Below are 15977 nucleotides of genomic sequence, written 5' to 3'. Positions count from 1 at the left end.
AGATATGTCTATTTTGAGTTTTATGATTTTACAGTTTTAGACGCTTTATCCGGTTGTAAAGTGTCGCACGGGAGATGCCCAGTAGTTTAGCGGCCTGGGTTTTATTATGCTGGCACTGCTGCAGTGCCTGTTGCAGAGAGCTCACTTCTGCCTGGCTGCGAATCTGAGACAGGCTGTTAGCTGAAAACGCCGGTGTGGTCTGGGCAATATCATCGGCACCCAGGTCATCCGGGTAGATCGCATTCTGTTCCGCCATAACGCAGGCGCGTTCCAGCCGGTTGTGCAGCTCTCTGACATTGCCGGGCCAGTGGTACTGCTGCAGCCAGGTGATCGCCTCACTGCTGAGCTCCTGTGCAGGCAGGCCTGAGTCCCGGGCGATTTTCTGCAGCAGATGGCTGCACAGTGCCGGGATATCGGATCTTCTTTCCCGTAGCGCCGGGAGTCGTAGCGGCAGAACATTTAACCGATAGTAGAGATCCTCCCTGAAGCGTCCCTGATCAACCAGCTGTTTGAGGTTGCGTGAGGTCGCGGCGATAATTCTGACATCAATCTTCTCTAAGCGGTTGGAGCCCAGCGCTTCCACCTCCCGCTCCTGGAGCACCCGTAACAGCTTTGCCTGAATCGCAGCAGAGATGTCGGCGATCTCATCGAGAAACAGGGTGCCGCCAGCAGCCAGCTGTATTTTGCCTTGCCGACCGCTTTTTGTCGCGCCAGTAAAGGCGCCGGCTACGGCACCAAACAGTTCAGACTCCACTAGTGTTTCCGGTAGTGCCGCCATATTGATCCCGACAAAGGGGCCGTCCCTGCGGGGCGATGCGTTGTGAATGCCCTGAGCCAGCAGTTCTTTGCCGGTACCGGTCTCTCCCAGCAGCAGAATGGTGGTATCCAGTTGCGCTGCCCGCAGTGCCTGGCGTCTGACTTTGAGAAGTGGGACTGAATCCCCCACCAGATCATCCAGTTCATACTTACTGGTACGCAACAGATTTTCCGAGACCAACTGCTTTTTCAGGCGCGCGAATTTATCAAACAACGGTTGCAGATTGTTCAGATTGTCATAGAAGATAAAGCCGATAGCACCAAACACTGAGCCATCGGGATTTTTCAGCGGCAGGCGGGTGACTGCGCACCAGCGATTATTAATCTGCATCAGATCCAGAAAGCTTGGCTGACCAGTTTTCACTACACGGGGAAGCTGGGTGGTAGGCAGAATCTCTTCAACCGGTTGTCCGGTAAGAGGTGCATCCGAGGGGAGGTTAAGAAACTCCCGGTATTGTTCGCTTAGCCAGACAACCCGGCATTGCTGATCGATGGCGATAGCGCCCTGGCAGAGGCTGGAGAGCAGGGTAAGCAGGTTTTCGTCGCTGCTGTTAATGAGGGTTTCAAGCTGGCTCATCGGTATCGGCACTTATACTTAGATGTACGCAGGTATGCGCGCAGGGACATGTACACACCAGTGTGCCAGATTTTACTGCTGAATGGCAGAGCCGCTGTAAGACTCCTGTTCGAGCGCCAGGCCTGGCGCTCAAAATAAAAAATCAGGCGACGCGCTGATTTTCGGTATACGGCATCAGTTGCCAGCTGTGAGGCACGCTTACCAGCCCAATCTGCGCTGAGCAGTCTTTGCAGATATAGAGGGTGTTGTTGTGTATGTGCTTAACTTCAACCAAGCCACTGTGGAGACTGATGCTTTGATGTTCCAGTAGTGACTTGCACTGTGGGCATAGACATCTCATGTGTGTTACCTCAAAACTGTATTCTGGACGTTTACTTCAAAATCCTTAACAGTACTTGCTGTGTTTCTGTTGCTTCTGTGTGACAAAAAACAGTCTCAGAAGAGTGTTTTTGTGTCGTTTATATGCGACTTATATTAGCACAATAATGATGGATTAAAAATGTTGACGTAAATCACTGTAGTGTAAGCAAAAATTGCTGTTTTGGTTGATTTTAGTCAGTTTATTAGGGTGATTCTGAACATTTCTCCGACTAAAGAACGAAAAAAAACCAGCCAACAGGCTGGTTTTGTATCTTTTTGGAGACGCTTCTAGCCCCCGAGATAGGCCTTTTGAACCGATTCATCGGTGAGCAGGTTAGCCCCGGTATCGGTTTTAACGATTCTGCCATTTTCCAGAACGTAGGCCCGGTCGGCGATTCGTAAAGCCTGGTTAGCATTCTGCTCCACCAGAAAGATGGTGACCCCCTCATCCCGCAGACGTTCGATAATATCGAAAATCTGTTTGATGATGATCGGTGCCAGCCCCAGAGAGGGTTCATCCAGTAGCAGTAGGCGGGGTCTGCTCATCAGTGCCCGGCCAATGGCAAGCATCTGTTGTTCGCCGCCCGACATGGTACCTGCCCGTTGTTTAAACCGTTCTTCGAGACGCGGGAACAGCTTAAGAACATATTGAACCGTCTCTTCAGCCTGCTCTTTGGTGCGAAAATAGGCCCCCATTGAGAGGTTCTCTTCTACCGTCATCGAGCTGAACACCCGGCGTCCTTCGGGGACGATTGCCAGCCCTTTGCGCATGATCTCAGGGGTGTTGCAGTGTTCCAGCTCCTCCCCTTCAAAAACAATCTTGCCGGATGAGGCTTTGGGGTCGCCGCAGATGGTCATCATCAGGGTTGTTTTGCCCGCGCCGTTGGCACCGATGAGCGTAATGATCTCCCCCTGACGGATCTCAATGCTGACATCATGAAGTGCCTGAATCTGCCCGTAATGGGTGTTTACATTTTCGATCTGCAGCATCTTATTCCTCTCCGAGATAAGCTTTGATGACATCGGGGTTGCCTTTGATCTGCTCGGCGGTTCCGTTGGCCAGAGGGGTGCCCTGGGCAATCACATAGATGTGATCGGAGATGCCCATAACCAGGCTCATATCATGCTCAATCAGCAGGATCGAGATCTCATGCTCATCACGCAGCTTAATGATCAGCTCGTCCAGCTCTTTGGTCTCATTAGGGTTCAGACCTGCGGCGGGCTCATCCAGCATCAGCAGTTCGGGCTGGGTTACCATGCAACGGGCAATCTCAAGGCGGCGTTGCTGCCCGTAAGCGAGGTTGCCCGCTTCCCGGTTGGCATATTCCAGCAGTCCCACCTCTTTCAACCAGTGTGCGGCATGTTCCATCGCGTCTTTTTCAAGGCGACGATAGTTCGGCGTTTTCAGCAAACCGGAGAACAGGTTGGTATTCAGATGCCGGTGCTGTGCAACCAGCATATTCTCAATCACGGTCATCTTCTGAAACAGACGGACATGCTGAAAGGTGCGTACCAGACCCTTGCGTGAAATCTGATAATCTTTCAGGCCGGCAATCTGCTCATTTTTGAGCATGACACTGCCTTCCGTGGGAATATAAAAACCGGACAGGCAATTAAAAACGGTTGTTTTCCCGGCACCGTTCGGGCCGATAACTGAAACGATCTGGCGATTTTTTACCTTCAGGTTTACCCCGTTTACCGCTACCAGGCCGCCGAAGCGCATGGTCAGACCGTTTACATCCAGCAGTAACTGACTCATTGTTGTTTCAACTCCAGATTCGGTCGTTTCATCGGTACCAGTCCCTGAGGGCGCCAGCGCATCATCACTACCATCAGCAGGCCGAACAGCAGCATCCTGTATTCAGAGAACTCCCGTGCCAGTTCCGGCAGAATAGTCATAATAATGGCGGCGAAGATGATGCCCATCTGCGAGCCCATACCGCCCAGTACCACAATCGCCAGAATGATGGCTGACTCGATAAATATGAATGATTCCGGGCTGATAAAGCCCTGCCGGGCGGCAAAAAAGCAGCCTGCAAATCCTGCTGTTGATGCCCCCAGAGTGAACGCTGATAACTTGATGGCGGTGCGGTTCAGTCCCAGAGAACGGCAGGCGATCTCATCTTCCCGCAGCGCTTCCCAGGCGCGACCAATCGGCATCCGCATCAGACGGTTGATCAGATAGATGACACAGATCACCAGCAAGACTGCGATCAGATAGAGAAAGATCACTTTGTAGGAACTGGAGTAATCCATATCAAAGTATTCATGGAAGGTCATCGCGCCTTCCTCTTTGGCTCGGCGGTTGAACTCCAGACCAAACAGGGTCGGTTTGGCGATGCCTGAGATCCCGTTGGGTCCGCCGGTCAGGGAGGTCCAGTTGTTTAGCAGAATGCGGATTATCTCACCGAAACCGAGGGTGACAATTGCCAGGTAATCACCTCTGAGACGCAGCACCGGAAAGCCCAGAAGGAAGCCAAAGGTGGCCGCCAGCCCCGCTGATATTGGCAGGCAGGCCCAGAACGACATACCGAAATACTGGGATAGCAGGGCATAGGTGTAGGCGCCAACCGCGTAGAAAGCGACAAAGCCCAGATCCAGCAGGCCGGCAAGGCCCACCACGATATTCAGTCCCAGCCCCAGCATAATGTAGATCAGTGTCAGGGTTGCCAGGTCAACCGACCCTCGGGAAACCATAAATGGCCAGATCATCATTACGACAATGATCGCTGCGATCAGCCAGGGCTTCAGGGTGGCAAACTTTTGCTGTTGCGGCAGCAGCGCCTGGATATCAGGTTTGGGAATGGCGCGGAAGAGGGCGTCAACCTGGGTACTGAACAGTTGCGACAGAAATACCACCGCGATACCGCCAATAATCCATGCCCACTGTTCGGCGGTGGCGCCTTTGACAGCCAGTACGGTACTGTCGGTATCCAGTTTAACGCCGATCATCAGGCAGGCGAGGATGAAGGAGATACCGGCGGCAAAAACTGCATTATAAAGCTTACTGGAATTCATACTTTTTCTACCTCCGGCTTGCCCAGGAGTCCGCTTGGACGGAATAGCAGGATAAGCACCAGCAGACCGAATGAGACAACGTCTTTATATTCTGAGGGGAAGAATGCGGAGGTCATCGCTTCGGTAACGCCGAGGATCAGGCCACCGAGCACTGCGCCGGGAATTGAACCGATCCCTCCGAGTACCGCTGCAGTAAATGCTTTGAGACCCGCGATAAAACCAACAAAGGGGTTGACCACTCCATAGTAGAGCCCCAGCAAGAGGCCTGCGATGGCAGCCAGGGCGGCGCCGACAATAAAGGTGAGAGCGATAATCTTGTTGGTATCGATCCCCAGCAGGTTGGTCATCCCCAGATCCTCTGAACAGGCGCGACAGGCGCGACCCATGCGGGAGCGGGAGATAAACAGCGTCAGCAGAGTCATGCTGATAAAGGTGATGATGAAGATCAGTACCTGCATATAGGAAAGGGAAACCTCAAAGACACTGGGGTCACCAAAGTTCCAGCCACCGGTAATCTGCGGAGGCAGGGCAACATCCCGGGAACCCTGGGACAGGACGACAAAGTTTTGCAGGAAAATTGACATGCCGATCGCGGAGATCAGTGGAATCAGCCGGTTTGAGCCCCGCAGGGGGCGATAGGCGACCCGCTCAATCGTCCAGCCATAGGTGCTGGCGATAAACATGGCGACCACGAGGGCGATTATCAGGATGATTGGCAGGCTTACCATACCCATGCCCAGCAGACCTGCGATAACAATAAAGGTTACGTAGGAGCCGATCATGTAGATCTCGCCGTGGGCGAAGTTGATCATGCCGATGATGCCATAAACCATGGTATAGCCGATGGCGATCAGGGCGTAGGTAGAGCCGATGGTTAGCCCGTTAATGAGCTGTTGCAACAGATAAAGCGAGAATTCTGACATTTGCAGGGACCATATAAAACGAATCCCCGATGCCGGATCGCGGCATCAGGGAATCGGGATTGACGAATTGCAACAGGGTGCGTTGCAGTTCGATAATCTATTGATATTACAGTAATTTACTCAGCAGGAGTCTTAGAGCCATCCTTGTGTAAGCGGTATACCAGGAAAGTTGACTCCGTCAGGTCGCCTTTCTCGTCATACTTTACTTTACCGATGGCTGTATCGAAGTCGTGGCTGCGGATATAGTCAGCCAACGCTTCAGAATCAGTCGATTTTGTCGCTTCCATCGCATCGGTCATTACTTCAACCGCAGCATAAGCTGTGAAAACAAACGGACCGGTTGGGTCTTCGCCTTTGGCCTTGATGGCCGCAACGCGTGCTTCGTTGACCGGGTTCTGGTCAAAGCTCTTCGGTGCTGTGGCCAGCACGCCTTCAGCTGCGTCGCCAGCGATCTTAGCCAGATCGGAGTTAACTACGCCTTCGGGGCCCATAAACTGTGCATTGAAGCCTTTTTCAGCAGACTGACGCAGGATCAGACCCAGCTCTGGGTGGTAGCCACCGTAGTAGACAAAATCAACGTTCTCTTTTTTCAGCTTGGCAATCAGGGCGGAAAAGTCTTTGTCGCCGGGGGTGACACCTTCAAACATAACCGCTTTGACGCCGTTTTCAGCTAGCTGATCGCGAACCGCTGTTGCCAGTCCTTCACCGTATTGCTGCTTATCATGGATAACGGCAACACGGGCCGGCTTAGCTGTATTAAGGATGTACTGAGCGGCCATACTGCCCTGAAGACTATCCAGGCCGATGGTGCGGAAAACCATCTGGTAGCCCTTCTCGGTGATCGAAGGTGAGGTGGACGCGGCGGTAATCATCAATACGCCTTCCTCTTCGTAGATATCTGCGGCAGGTTCAGTGGAGGAGGAGCACAGATGGCCAACCACCTGAGTGATACCATCATTGACAATTTTGTTCGCAACGGCGACGGCTTGTTTGGGATCACAGGCATCGTCATAGATAACGCCTTCCAGCATCATACCGTTCACACCGCCTGCTTTGTTGATATCGTCAATCGCTGCCATAACACCGATTTTTTGCATATCACCATACTGGGCGACAGGGCCTGTCGCCGGGCCGGCCAGAGCGATTTTCAGGGTGTCGGCCTGTGCAGCAGCGGTTAAACCCATTATGCATACGGCGGTGCTCAGACCGAGCAATGTTTTGCGGAATTGATTCATCGAGCTAATCTCCATTTATTGTTCTTTGCAGAGGTTTTTGAGTGCACCATCTGAGAACAGCCGGTTGTTGATTGAATTCGGGTCTGTTCACAGATGTTATTACCTCTGTCGCAGTGGCTAACTCTACCTCTGGCCGTCTACAAATTGCAATCTAAGCAGAGGACTTTTATACATTTATGTTGATCTGGAATGCTTTACTCTGTGCTGTGGCGAAAGTGTTAACGAAATTGCCACTATTTGTTATTGAGCATCTGACCGTTTTTGTTAATGATTCCAGCCTAAGCGATTTATTTCGGACGGTTGCTGAAGGATGCGGGCGTCGGAGAAAAAATTAATTCCTGCATAATGATAATAACTGGGAAACGTATGGATCTGATCCGGTCACTCACTGGCTTTATTATAGTATCGGCTACTCTGATGGCGGGCGCTGCTGCGGCGCAATCTGGAGTGGATCGGCTTACTACCCCCGCTTTACCCTCCTATCGTGCTGCTCAGACGCTGTTGCTGGATATAGCCGCCAGCGGTAATCAGTTGGTTGCTGTGGGTGATCAGGGCGTGGTGATGCGCTCAACCGATCAGGGACAAAGCTGGCAGCAGCAGTCAACTCCGTTCAGCGTGATGCTGACGTCGGTCTGCTTTGCTGATGCTCAACATGGGTGGCTGACCGGGCACGATGGCCTGCTGGCCGAGACCGACGATGGTGGTGTCAACTGGCACTTGTTGCTGGACGGTAATCAGATCAATCAGCTGCGCTTGCAGCGGTTGCAACAGAAGATGGCAGAGTTACAGGCAGCGCTTGATGCCCAGCCGGATAATGCCCAACTGGCTGAGCAGCTGGACAATGTGTCCTGGCAGGCGGGTGACGCTGCTGCGGCGGTGGATGATGGGGCGGGGGTGCCGCTGCTGGATATCTGGTTTGCCGACTCTCAGCGCGGCTTTGCTCTGGGAGGCTATGGCCTGTTACTGAAAACCGAGGATGGTGGTGACAGCTGGGCATACTGGGGTGATCGGCTGGACAATCCGGATAACTTTCACCTGAACGCTATGAGAGCGGATCATCGGGGAAATCTGTACATCGTGGGTGAGGCCGGGTTGCTGTTTCGCTCAGAGGATGGCGGCGATCACTGGCAACGTATAGAGACTCCTTATGATGGCTCTTTTTTCGGCATCACCGAATTCAACAACCAACTCTATCTGATGGGGCTGCGAGGCCACCTCTTTCGTTCGACCGACGGGCTGGAATGGCTGCCGGTGGAGACCGGGCATGCAGCAACTCTGGTCAGCGCGGTGACTCAGGCGCAGCAACTGGTATTACTGGGGCAGGGGGGGCTGATCCTGCAGAGTGCCGATGGTCAGCATTTCTCGCAGCTGCCCAGTGGTGGACGGCACTCTCTGAGTGCCGGGTTGGCGTTGAATGGAGGGTATATTCTGGTAGGTGAGGGCGGTTTGCATACGCTGGAGGTGGCCCATGAATAAGCTCTCCCGGCTCCTGTTAGCACCGATCAAAGGTTCTGAAGAGTTCGCTGAACGATTTCTGTTTCACCACCGGTTACCGGTATTGCTGGTGTTTGCGGCCCTGACCCTGTTCCTCGGTTGGCAGGCGGTGCAGATCCGTCCTGATGCCAGTTTTGTGAAGATGATTCCGACCTCTCATCCCTACGTTGAGAACTATCTCAAAAACCGGGATGACCTTGCCGGACTGGGTAACAGTGTCCGGGTTGCGGTCGCGGTACGAGAGGGGGATATCTTTACCGCTGAGTTTCAGCAGACACTGCAAAAGATTACCGATGAGCTGTTCTTTATTCCCGGCGTTGACCGGGCGGCACTGACCTCAATCTGGACCCCCAATGTCCGCTGGACCGAAGTCACCGAAGAGGGGTTTGTGGGTGGTCCGGTGATTCCGCCGGATTATGATGGCTCGCCCGAGAGTCTTGAACAGATTAAGCTGAATATTCTGCGTTCAGGGCAGGTAGGCCGGTTGGTGGCGAACGATTTCCGCTCGGCGATTGTGCAGGTGCCGCTGTTTGATAAGCATCCGGATACCGGTGAAAAACTCGACTATCAGGTGTTGTCTCAACAGCTGGAAACCCTGATACGGGACCGTTATCAGTCTGACAATATCAGCATTCATATCACCGGTTTTGCCAAGATCGTGGGGGATCTTATCGAGGGTGCCGCGCAGGTGGCGGTGTTTTTTGCTATCGCCCTGCTGATCACCCTGGTACTGCTGTATCTCTATTCCCGCAGTATTACCGGCACGCTGGTGCCGCTGGCCTGCTCTGTGATAGCGGTGATCTGGCAGTTAGGGCTGCTAAAGCTGCTGGGTTATGGGCTGGACCCCTATTCGATGCTGGTGCCGTTTCTGGTATTTGCTATTGCGGTGAGCCACGGAGTACAGATCGTTAATACTATCGCTCTGGAAAGTGCCCGGGGCGCAGATCGATGGCTGGCAGCACGGCGGGCGTTCCGGGCATTGTATATTCCGGGCCTGACGGCGCTGTTATCGGATGGTATCGGATTTGTCACCCTGATGGTGATTGAGATCCGGGTAATTCAGGATCTGGCGATCGCTGCATCGCTCGGGATTGCCGTGATTATTCTCACCAATCTGTTTCTGTTGCCGGTTATCATGTCGCTGTTAGGTATTGGCGAAACGGCGACCCGGAGAGCCCGGGAAGCGGAGCAGAAACAGCACAGTGGCTGGCAGCTGCTGACCTGGTTTGCGACCCCCTCCGGTGCCCGGGTTGCTGTGGTGATTGCGCTGATGATGTTGCTGGGTGGCGTGTATCAGGGGCAGAAGCTACAGATCGGTGATCTTGATAGCGGTGCTCCGGAGCTGCGTCCGGATTCAAGATATAATCTTGATAACCGCTTTATCACTCAGCACTATTCGACCTCCAGCGATATCTTTGTGGTGATGGTCAGTACCGATAAAGATCAATGCTCCAGCTTTTCCACGCTGTCGCTGGTGGACCGGTTTCAGTATTACCTGACCAATATTGCCGGGGTGCAGTCCAGTGTATCGCTGGTGGATGTGTCCAAACGGGTGACATCCGGGCTCAATGAGGGCAGCCTGAAGTGGCGTACTGTGAGCCGTAATCAACTGGTGATCAACGCCTCTCTCTCCTACGTGCCCGCGGGACTTATGAACCCCTCCTGTTCATTGTTGCCGGTGATCATCTTTCTTGATGATCATAAGGCCGCAACCCTGAATAACCTGACCCGCCAGATCGCGTCGTTTGCCGCGGAGTATGGTTCGGACCGGATACAGTTTGAGATGGCAGCCGGCAACTCCGGTTTTGAGGCCGCCACCAATGAGGTGATCGGTACTGCTCAGTATCAGATGCTGGCCTGGGTTTACGCGGTGGTGGGTTTGCTCTGTCTGCTGACCTTCCGGTCACTGAAGACTCTGGTGTGTATCATTGCACCGCTGGCGCTGACCTCGATTCTCTGTCAGGCCTTGATGGCCAGCTTTGGTATCGGCGTCAAAGTAGCGACCCTGCCGGTGATTGCTCTGGGGGTAGGCATTGGTGTCGATTACGGCATCTATATCTATTCCAAACTCAATACCTATCTGGTGCAGGGGATGCCGTTGCAGGAGGCTTATCTTAATACGCTTAAAACAACCGGTAAATCGGTGGCTTTCACCGGCTTAACGCTGGCGATTGGCGTGGTGCTGTGGGTCTTTTCTCCGATTAAATTTCAGGCGGATATGGGCGTGTTACTCACCTTTATGTTCCTCTGGAATATGCTGGGTGCTCTGGTGTTGCTGCCCGCGCTTGCCTGTCTGCTTAACTGTGGAGCGAAAGCTACTGTTACAACCCCTCCGGAGGTAAAAAATGTTGTTAAATAAACGGTTGTTGCTGGTGCTGGATCAGCAGGATCAGTCGTGCAATGCATTGCAGCGTTGTCGTCTGATCGCCGGACGTTTGCATAGTCAGGTAACCCTGATCTGGCTTGGCGACAGCATTGAAAAAGCGGAAGCCGCTGTGCAGCAGCTGGAGAGTGATGGCATCTCTGTGGCGCTTCATGTCGTCGCCAGAGATAAGCTCTTAAAGTTACTGGCTAAGTTTCTGCAACAGCAGCCTTTTGGCTTGTTAATAAAGAGTTGTGATCCCCGCAGTAAAGGCTTTATGACTTCGGTGGATGGTCAGATTCTGCGGGAACTTCCCTGTCCGGTATTGATGGTTAAGCGAGATCTGCTCTGGCAGGATGGCGTGGTGATGGCCGCCGTTAACTCGCTGGCTAATGATGCTCACCAGCGACGACTCAATGATGATGTCCTTAAAGTTGCAGCTCAGATTGCCCTGGCGACCGGATCAACCTTAGCCGCTGCGGTTGCCTGCCCCTCTGCGATGATGGGCGCTGATCCTGTGATGCAGTCAGAGGAGTTGATTCAGAAGAAAGCGCATCAGGCTCTTGAAGCACAGTTAAGCCGGTTGCAGTTGCAGGCACAGGATGTTGCTGTAGGAGAGGGGCCTGCTGAATACTGGATTCCTGAAGCTGCAGCGAAGCAGTCTGCGCGGTTGGTGGTGATCGGTACCCGGGCCCGCGGCGGCTTAAAGGGGGCGTTGATCGGGAATACTGCCGAACGGATATTGCCGCGGCTGGATTGCGATATTCTGGTACTGCGGATCGGGTTGTCTGATCAGGTGGTTCCTGTGTTACAGCAGTAAATAGACTTCAGTCCAGAAGCCCGGTTTATCCGGGCTTTTTTGTTAATAAAAAATACCTATCTATTATTTTTTAAGTTTATGAAAAATAAGGATTAAATGGTTTTAAATATCGATATGATTTTTTGTGTTAGTGATAATGGAAGGTTTTGTTATTGGTAATGTGGGGTATTTGATAGATCCTCATGGCATACAATAATTAACACAAGATACCTGTGTCCCTGATGCAGGTGCGATACAGGATCTGTCGAGGTGTCATCATGCCGGAATATAAAGCGCCCTTAAAAGATATACAGTTTGTACTGGACGAAATGCTGCACAGTGAACAGCACTACCAGAGCCTGCCGGGCTGTGAAGAGGCGACCCCGGATATGGTGGCCGCTATTCTGGAAGAGGGGGCAAAGTTTGCTGAGCGGGTGCTGGCACCCCTGAATCAGGTGGGTGACCGGGAAGGCTGTCAACTAACGGATGGCGAGGTGAAAACGCCTACCGGTTTTAAAGAGGCCTATCAGCAGTTTGTTGAAGGGGGCTGGCCCTCTCTGGCCCATGATCCTGAATGGGGTGGGCAGGGGTTACCGGAATCGATCGGTATTGTACTCAATGAGATGGTTGGCTCCGCCAACTGGTCCTGGAGTATGTACCCGGGGTTGAGCCACGGGGCGATGAATACCATTGAAGCTCATGGTACAGAAGCGCAGAAACAGACCTACCTGACCCGGCTGATCAGTGGCGAGTGGACCGGTACTATGTGTCTGACCGAATCCCATTGCGGTACCGATCTGGGGATGCTGAAAACCAAAGCGGAACCCCAGGCCGACGGCAGCTATAAAATCAGCGGCACCAAGATCTTTATCTCCGCTGGTGAGCACGATATGGCAGATAACATCGTTCATATCGTGCTGGCCCGTCTGCCGGATGCTCCCCAGGGGACCAAAGGTATCTCGCTGTTTATCGTACCCAAGTTTCTGCCCAATAGTGATGGTAATGTCGGTGAACGGAATAACCTGAGTTGTGGTTCACTGGAACATAAGATGGGGATTCATGGTAACGCTACCTGTGTGATGAACTTTGATGGCGCTACCGGCTATCTGATCGGACCGGAAAACAAAGGCCTGAACTGTATGTTCACCTTTATGAATACCGCACGTCTGGGTACCGCGCTGCAGGGGCTGGCCCATGCGGAGTGGGGCTATCAGAACTCACTGGCTTACGCCCGGGACCGTTTGCAGATGCGGGCGCTGAATGGCCCTGCCTGTCCCGACAAGCCTGCTGATCCGATTATTGTTCATCCTGATGTGCGCCGCATGCTGCTGACCCAGAAAGCCTTTGCTGAAGGCGGACGGGCGCTGATCTATTACTGCGCGCAGCTGGTAGACAGAGTTAACCTGACCACCGATAGTGATGAGCGGCAGCAGGCCGACACTCAGCTGGCTTTCCTGACACCGATAGCTAAAGCGTTTCTGACTGAAACCGGCTTTGAATCAGCCAATCTGGGATTACAGATCTTTGGTGGGCACGGTTATATCAGTGAGTGGGGGATGGAACAAAACGTTCGTGATAGTCGTATCTCGATGTTGTATGAAGGCACCACCGGGATTCAGGCGCTCGATCTGTTAGGCCGTAAAGTGCTGATGACTCAGGGCGAATCCCTGAAATCCTTTACCAAAGTGGTACATAAGTTCTGCCAGTCCCAGGCTGAGAATCGTGCCATGCAGGAGTTTATCAGTCCGCTTGCCCGATTGAATAAAGAGTGGGGTGATCTGACCACGCGTATCGGCATGAAAGCGATGATGAACCGGGAAGAGGTCGGTGCCGCTTCTGTGGATTACCTGATGTATTCCGGCTATGCAACGATGGCCTATTTGTGGGCCAGAATGGCCGTCACTGCGCAGCAGAAACTGGATGCCGGTGAAGGCGACCGGAGCTTCTATCAGGCGAAACTGAAAACCGCTAGGTTCTACTTTGAGCGGATTCTGCCCCGGACGAAAACCCTGGAAGCGACCATCGATTCCGGTGCGGATAATCTGCTGGCGATGGATGAAGCAGAGTTTTCCTGCTGAACCGGGCCGTTGAAATAACAATGAAACTATTTGCCACCAAGTTGGTACGAAGCAAAGCCGGTCAGGCATTACTGACCGGTCTGATCAGAGTTAATCATCGCGTGCGGCGTCAGGGTTCACGCATGTCGTCGCAGCTAAAAGCAACAGAGGAGAGGGATATGTCAGAGATTCAGGGGCTGTTTGAAACCATGGCCGGGCGCTTTAACAGCGATGCCGCGGCAGGCCTGGAGGCGGTGTTTCAGTATAAGTTGGATGAAGGCGATGCCTATTATGTGGCTATTTCAGGTGGGGAGTGTGCGCTGGATAAAGGGCTGCATGATAATCCCAGTGTGGTTCTGATGATGGACAGCGAGACCTTCAAAGAGGTGCTGGAGGGAGAAACGAACGGTATGCAGGCGTTTATGGCTGGTCGCATCCGTGCTGAAGGCGATGTGATGCTGGCAACCCGCCTGGAAGCCCTGTTTCCTGCCGGTTAATCCGTAAATCAGCAGTACTGCGTCACGGTTACTGCTGATTATATTAGACTTTTTCCTCTGAGCACTTATGCTGAGAGCAACGGGTTTAACGCTGCACCCGGTATAAAAAACAGCTTAACAACAATAACAATGACAGTAGACGGGATCTGAATATGGATCAAAAAGTACGCGGTAGCTGGATTCCAGAAAGTCTGAATCCAAAAGGCTATAACACGCTGACCGATGTTATCCAGCGAATCGTCAGCGAATATGCCTCTAAAACCGCCTTTACCAGCTTTGGCAATGCGATGAGCTATGCCGAACTGGGGCAGTTGTCGGATGCGTTTGCCGTTTACCTGCAGCAGGAAACCGATCTGCAACCGGGTGATCGTATTGCGATTCAACTGCCGAACCTGAATCAGTATCCGGTGGTGCTGTTCGGCGCGCTCAAAGCGGGCCTGATCATCGTGAATACGAACCCGTTGTACACTCCCAGGGAGCTGGAAAAACAGTTTAATGACTCGGGCGCTAAAGCGCTGGTGGTCTACAAAGGGGTTGCACATAATGTTGATAAAATTATTGCTAACACCCCGATAAAATATGTTTTTACCACCCAGATTGCCGATCTGCACCCGCCTTTAAAACGGCTGCTGATCAACTCGGTGGTGAAATATATCAGGAAGATGGAACCTGCGTACCATCTGCCCCAGGCGATCGAACTGCGGCATGTGTTAAAGCAAAAGGCAGGTCAGAAGCCCCAGGTGGTGCCTCAGAACTGCAGCGATATTGCGGTGCTGCAATATACCGGCGGCACTACCGGTGTCTCCAAAGGTGCAATGCTGACCCATGGCAACCTGATCTCCAACTTCCTTCAGGGGGTTAAGCTGATCTCAGATGCCGATAAGCACTGGGCGGAGATGGTGGTCGCGCCGTTACCGCTTTATCATATCTATGCCTTTACTATCACCATGGCGGTGCTTGAGCTGGGCGGTAATAACCTGCTGATTGCCAACCCCCGTGATATATCTGGCTTTGTCAAAGAGCTGCAAAAGCATGCGGTATCGGCGTTTATCGGACTGAATACCCTGTTTGTTGCGATCTGTAATCATAAAGACAGCCATCTGATCGATTTCAGCCATCTTAAAGTCACTCTGTCCGGCGGTATGGCGCTGACCTTAGCTGCGGCGAAGGCCTGGGAGAAGCTGACCGGTTGCCAGGTGCTGGAAGCTTACGGCCTGACGGAAACGTCGCCGGCGGTGGCGATGAACCCGCCGCGAAATATCCGTGTGGGCACAATAGGCCCACCGGTGGCGGAGACCGAGGTAAAAATTGTCGGCGCTGAGGGCCAGGCTCTGGGTGTCGGCGAGCCAGGGGAACTTTGTGTTAAGGGGCCTCAGGTGATGCTGGGATACTGGCAGAAAGAGCAGGCTACCCGCAGTTGTTTTACCGATGATGGCTTCTTTATTACCGGTGATGTGGCGATTATTGAGGCGGATGGTTATCTGCGAATCGTTGACCGGGCAAAAGATATGATCAATGTGTCCGGCTTTAATGTGTATCCCAATGAAGTTGAGGATGTCGTCACTCTGCATCCTGCGGTGGTTGAGTGCGCTGCAGTGGGAGTGCCTGATGTTCACAGTGGCGAGATCGTAAAGCTTTTTGTGGTGACGAAAGAAAAGGTCACCAGCGAAGAGATTCGCGACTGGTGTAAAGAGCGCCTGACCCCTTATAAAGTGCCTAAGATCGTCGAGTTTGCCGATGAGCTGCCCAAATCAAATGTGGGCAAAGTGCTGCGGCGTATGTTGCGCAACGAGAAGCCCGGTAGTCATGCTGCCTGAAATATTGTCGAAATCAGATTCT

12 protein-coding genes are annotated in these 15977 nt (G+C 52.8%); 6 read left to right on the top strand and 6 right to left on the bottom strand.

All coding sequences use genetic code 11. The annotated features are described in order from the left end of the window. Window positions 1-28 precede the first annotated feature (28 nt). The 6 genes from BMY09_RS15475 to BMY09_RS15450 form a co-directional block, all read right to left on the bottom strand. The gene (locus BMY09_RS15475; protein WP_091360136.1) at window positions 29-1393 is read right to left on the bottom strand and encodes a sigma-54 interaction domain-containing protein; all 1365 of its coding nucleotides are present in this window, start codon (window positions 1391-1393) and stop codon (window positions 29-31) included. 648 nt (window positions 1394-2041) lie between these two features. Continuing rightward, complete coding sequence (locus tag BMY09_RS15470) at window positions 2042-2743, bottom strand: ABC transporter ATP-binding protein (protein ID WP_091360135.1); 702 nt, start codon at window positions 2741-2743, stop codon at window positions 2042-2044. A gap of 1 nt (window position 2744) precedes the next feature. After that, complete coding sequence (livG, locus tag BMY09_RS15465) at window positions 2745-3512, bottom strand: high-affinity branched-chain amino acid ABC transporter ATP-binding protein LivG (RefSeq protein WP_091360133.1); 768 nt, start codon at window positions 3510-3512, stop codon at window positions 2745-2747. Beyond that, on the bottom strand, window positions 3509-4771 hold the full coding sequence (locus BMY09_RS15460; protein WP_091360131.1) for a high-affinity branched-chain amino acid ABC transporter permease LivM: 1263 nt from the start codon (window positions 4769-4771) through the stop codon (window positions 3509-3511). The genes livG and BMY09_RS15460 overlap by 4 nt, the downstream gene beginning before the upstream one ends. After that, window positions 4768-5694 carry a high-affinity branched-chain amino acid ABC transporter permease LivH gene (livH, locus tag BMY09_RS15455; RefSeq protein WP_091360129.1) on the bottom strand — a complete coding sequence of 309 codons (927 nt, stop codon included), beginning with the start codon at window positions 5692-5694 and terminating at the stop codon, window positions 4768-4770. Before livH ends, BMY09_RS15460 begins: the two co-directional genes overlap by 4 nt. Before the next feature lie 116 nt (window positions 5695-5810). Continuing rightward, window positions 5811-6929, bottom strand: coding sequence for a high-affinity branched-chain amino acid ABC transporter substrate-binding protein (locus tag BMY09_RS15450; protein ID WP_091360273.1), 1119 nt, complete (start codon window positions 6927-6929; stop codon window positions 5811-5813). A 366-nt stretch (window positions 6930-7295) separates the two neighbouring features. Here BMY09_RS15450 and BMY09_RS15445 point away from each other — a divergent pair, with 366 nt between their 5' ends. The 6 genes from BMY09_RS15445 to BMY09_RS15420 all read left to right on the top strand — a co-directional run bounded on the left by BMY09_RS15445 (window position 7296) and on the right by BMY09_RS15420 (window position 15955). After that, the gene (locus BMY09_RS15445) at window positions 7296-8405 is read left to right on the top strand and encodes a WD40/YVTN/BNR-like repeat-containing protein (protein WP_175483560.1); all 1110 of its coding nucleotides are present in this window, start codon (window positions 7296-7298) and stop codon (window positions 8403-8405) included. Next, window positions 8398-10782 carry an efflux RND transporter permease subunit gene (locus BMY09_RS15440; RefSeq protein ID WP_091360125.1) on the top strand — a complete coding sequence of 795 codons (2385 nt, stop codon included), beginning with the start codon at window positions 8398-8400 and terminating at the stop codon, window positions 10780-10782. Before BMY09_RS15445 ends, BMY09_RS15440 begins: the two co-directional genes overlap by 8 nt. After that, the gene (locus tag BMY09_RS15435; protein WP_091360124.1) at window positions 10769-11605 is read left to right on the top strand and encodes a universal stress protein; all 837 of its coding nucleotides are present in this window, start codon (window positions 10769-10771) and stop codon (window positions 11603-11605) included. Before BMY09_RS15440 ends, BMY09_RS15435 begins: the two co-directional genes overlap by 14 nt. A gap of 257 nt (window positions 11606-11862) precedes the next feature. Next, a complete protein-coding gene (locus BMY09_RS15430) occupies window positions 11863-13662 on the top strand; it encodes an acyl-CoA dehydrogenase C-terminal domain-containing protein (RefSeq protein ID WP_091360123.1) in 1800 nt (599 codons plus the stop codon). Window positions 13663-13682: 20 nt separating this feature from the next. Continuing rightward, a complete protein-coding gene (locus tag BMY09_RS15425) occupies window positions 13683-14138 on the top strand; it encodes an SCP2 sterol-binding domain-containing protein (RefSeq protein ID WP_245756606.1) in 456 nt (151 codons plus the stop codon). A 152-nt stretch (window positions 14139-14290) separates the two neighbouring features. Beyond that, window positions 14291-15955, top strand: a complete 1665-nt coding sequence (locus BMY09_RS15420; protein WP_091360122.1) for an AMP-binding protein — start codon at window positions 14291-14293, stop codon at window positions 15953-15955. Window positions 15956-15977 lie beyond the last annotated feature (22 nt).

It is taken from the genome of Amphritea atlantica (assembly GCF_900111095.1).
In the GTDB taxonomy this organism is placed as follows: Bacteria; Pseudomonadota; Gammaproteobacteria; order Pseudomonadales; family Balneatricaceae; genus Amphritea; species Amphritea atlantica.
Note: the sequence above shows the minus strand (reverse complement) of the source record. Positions and strands in the feature narration are given on the sequence as shown.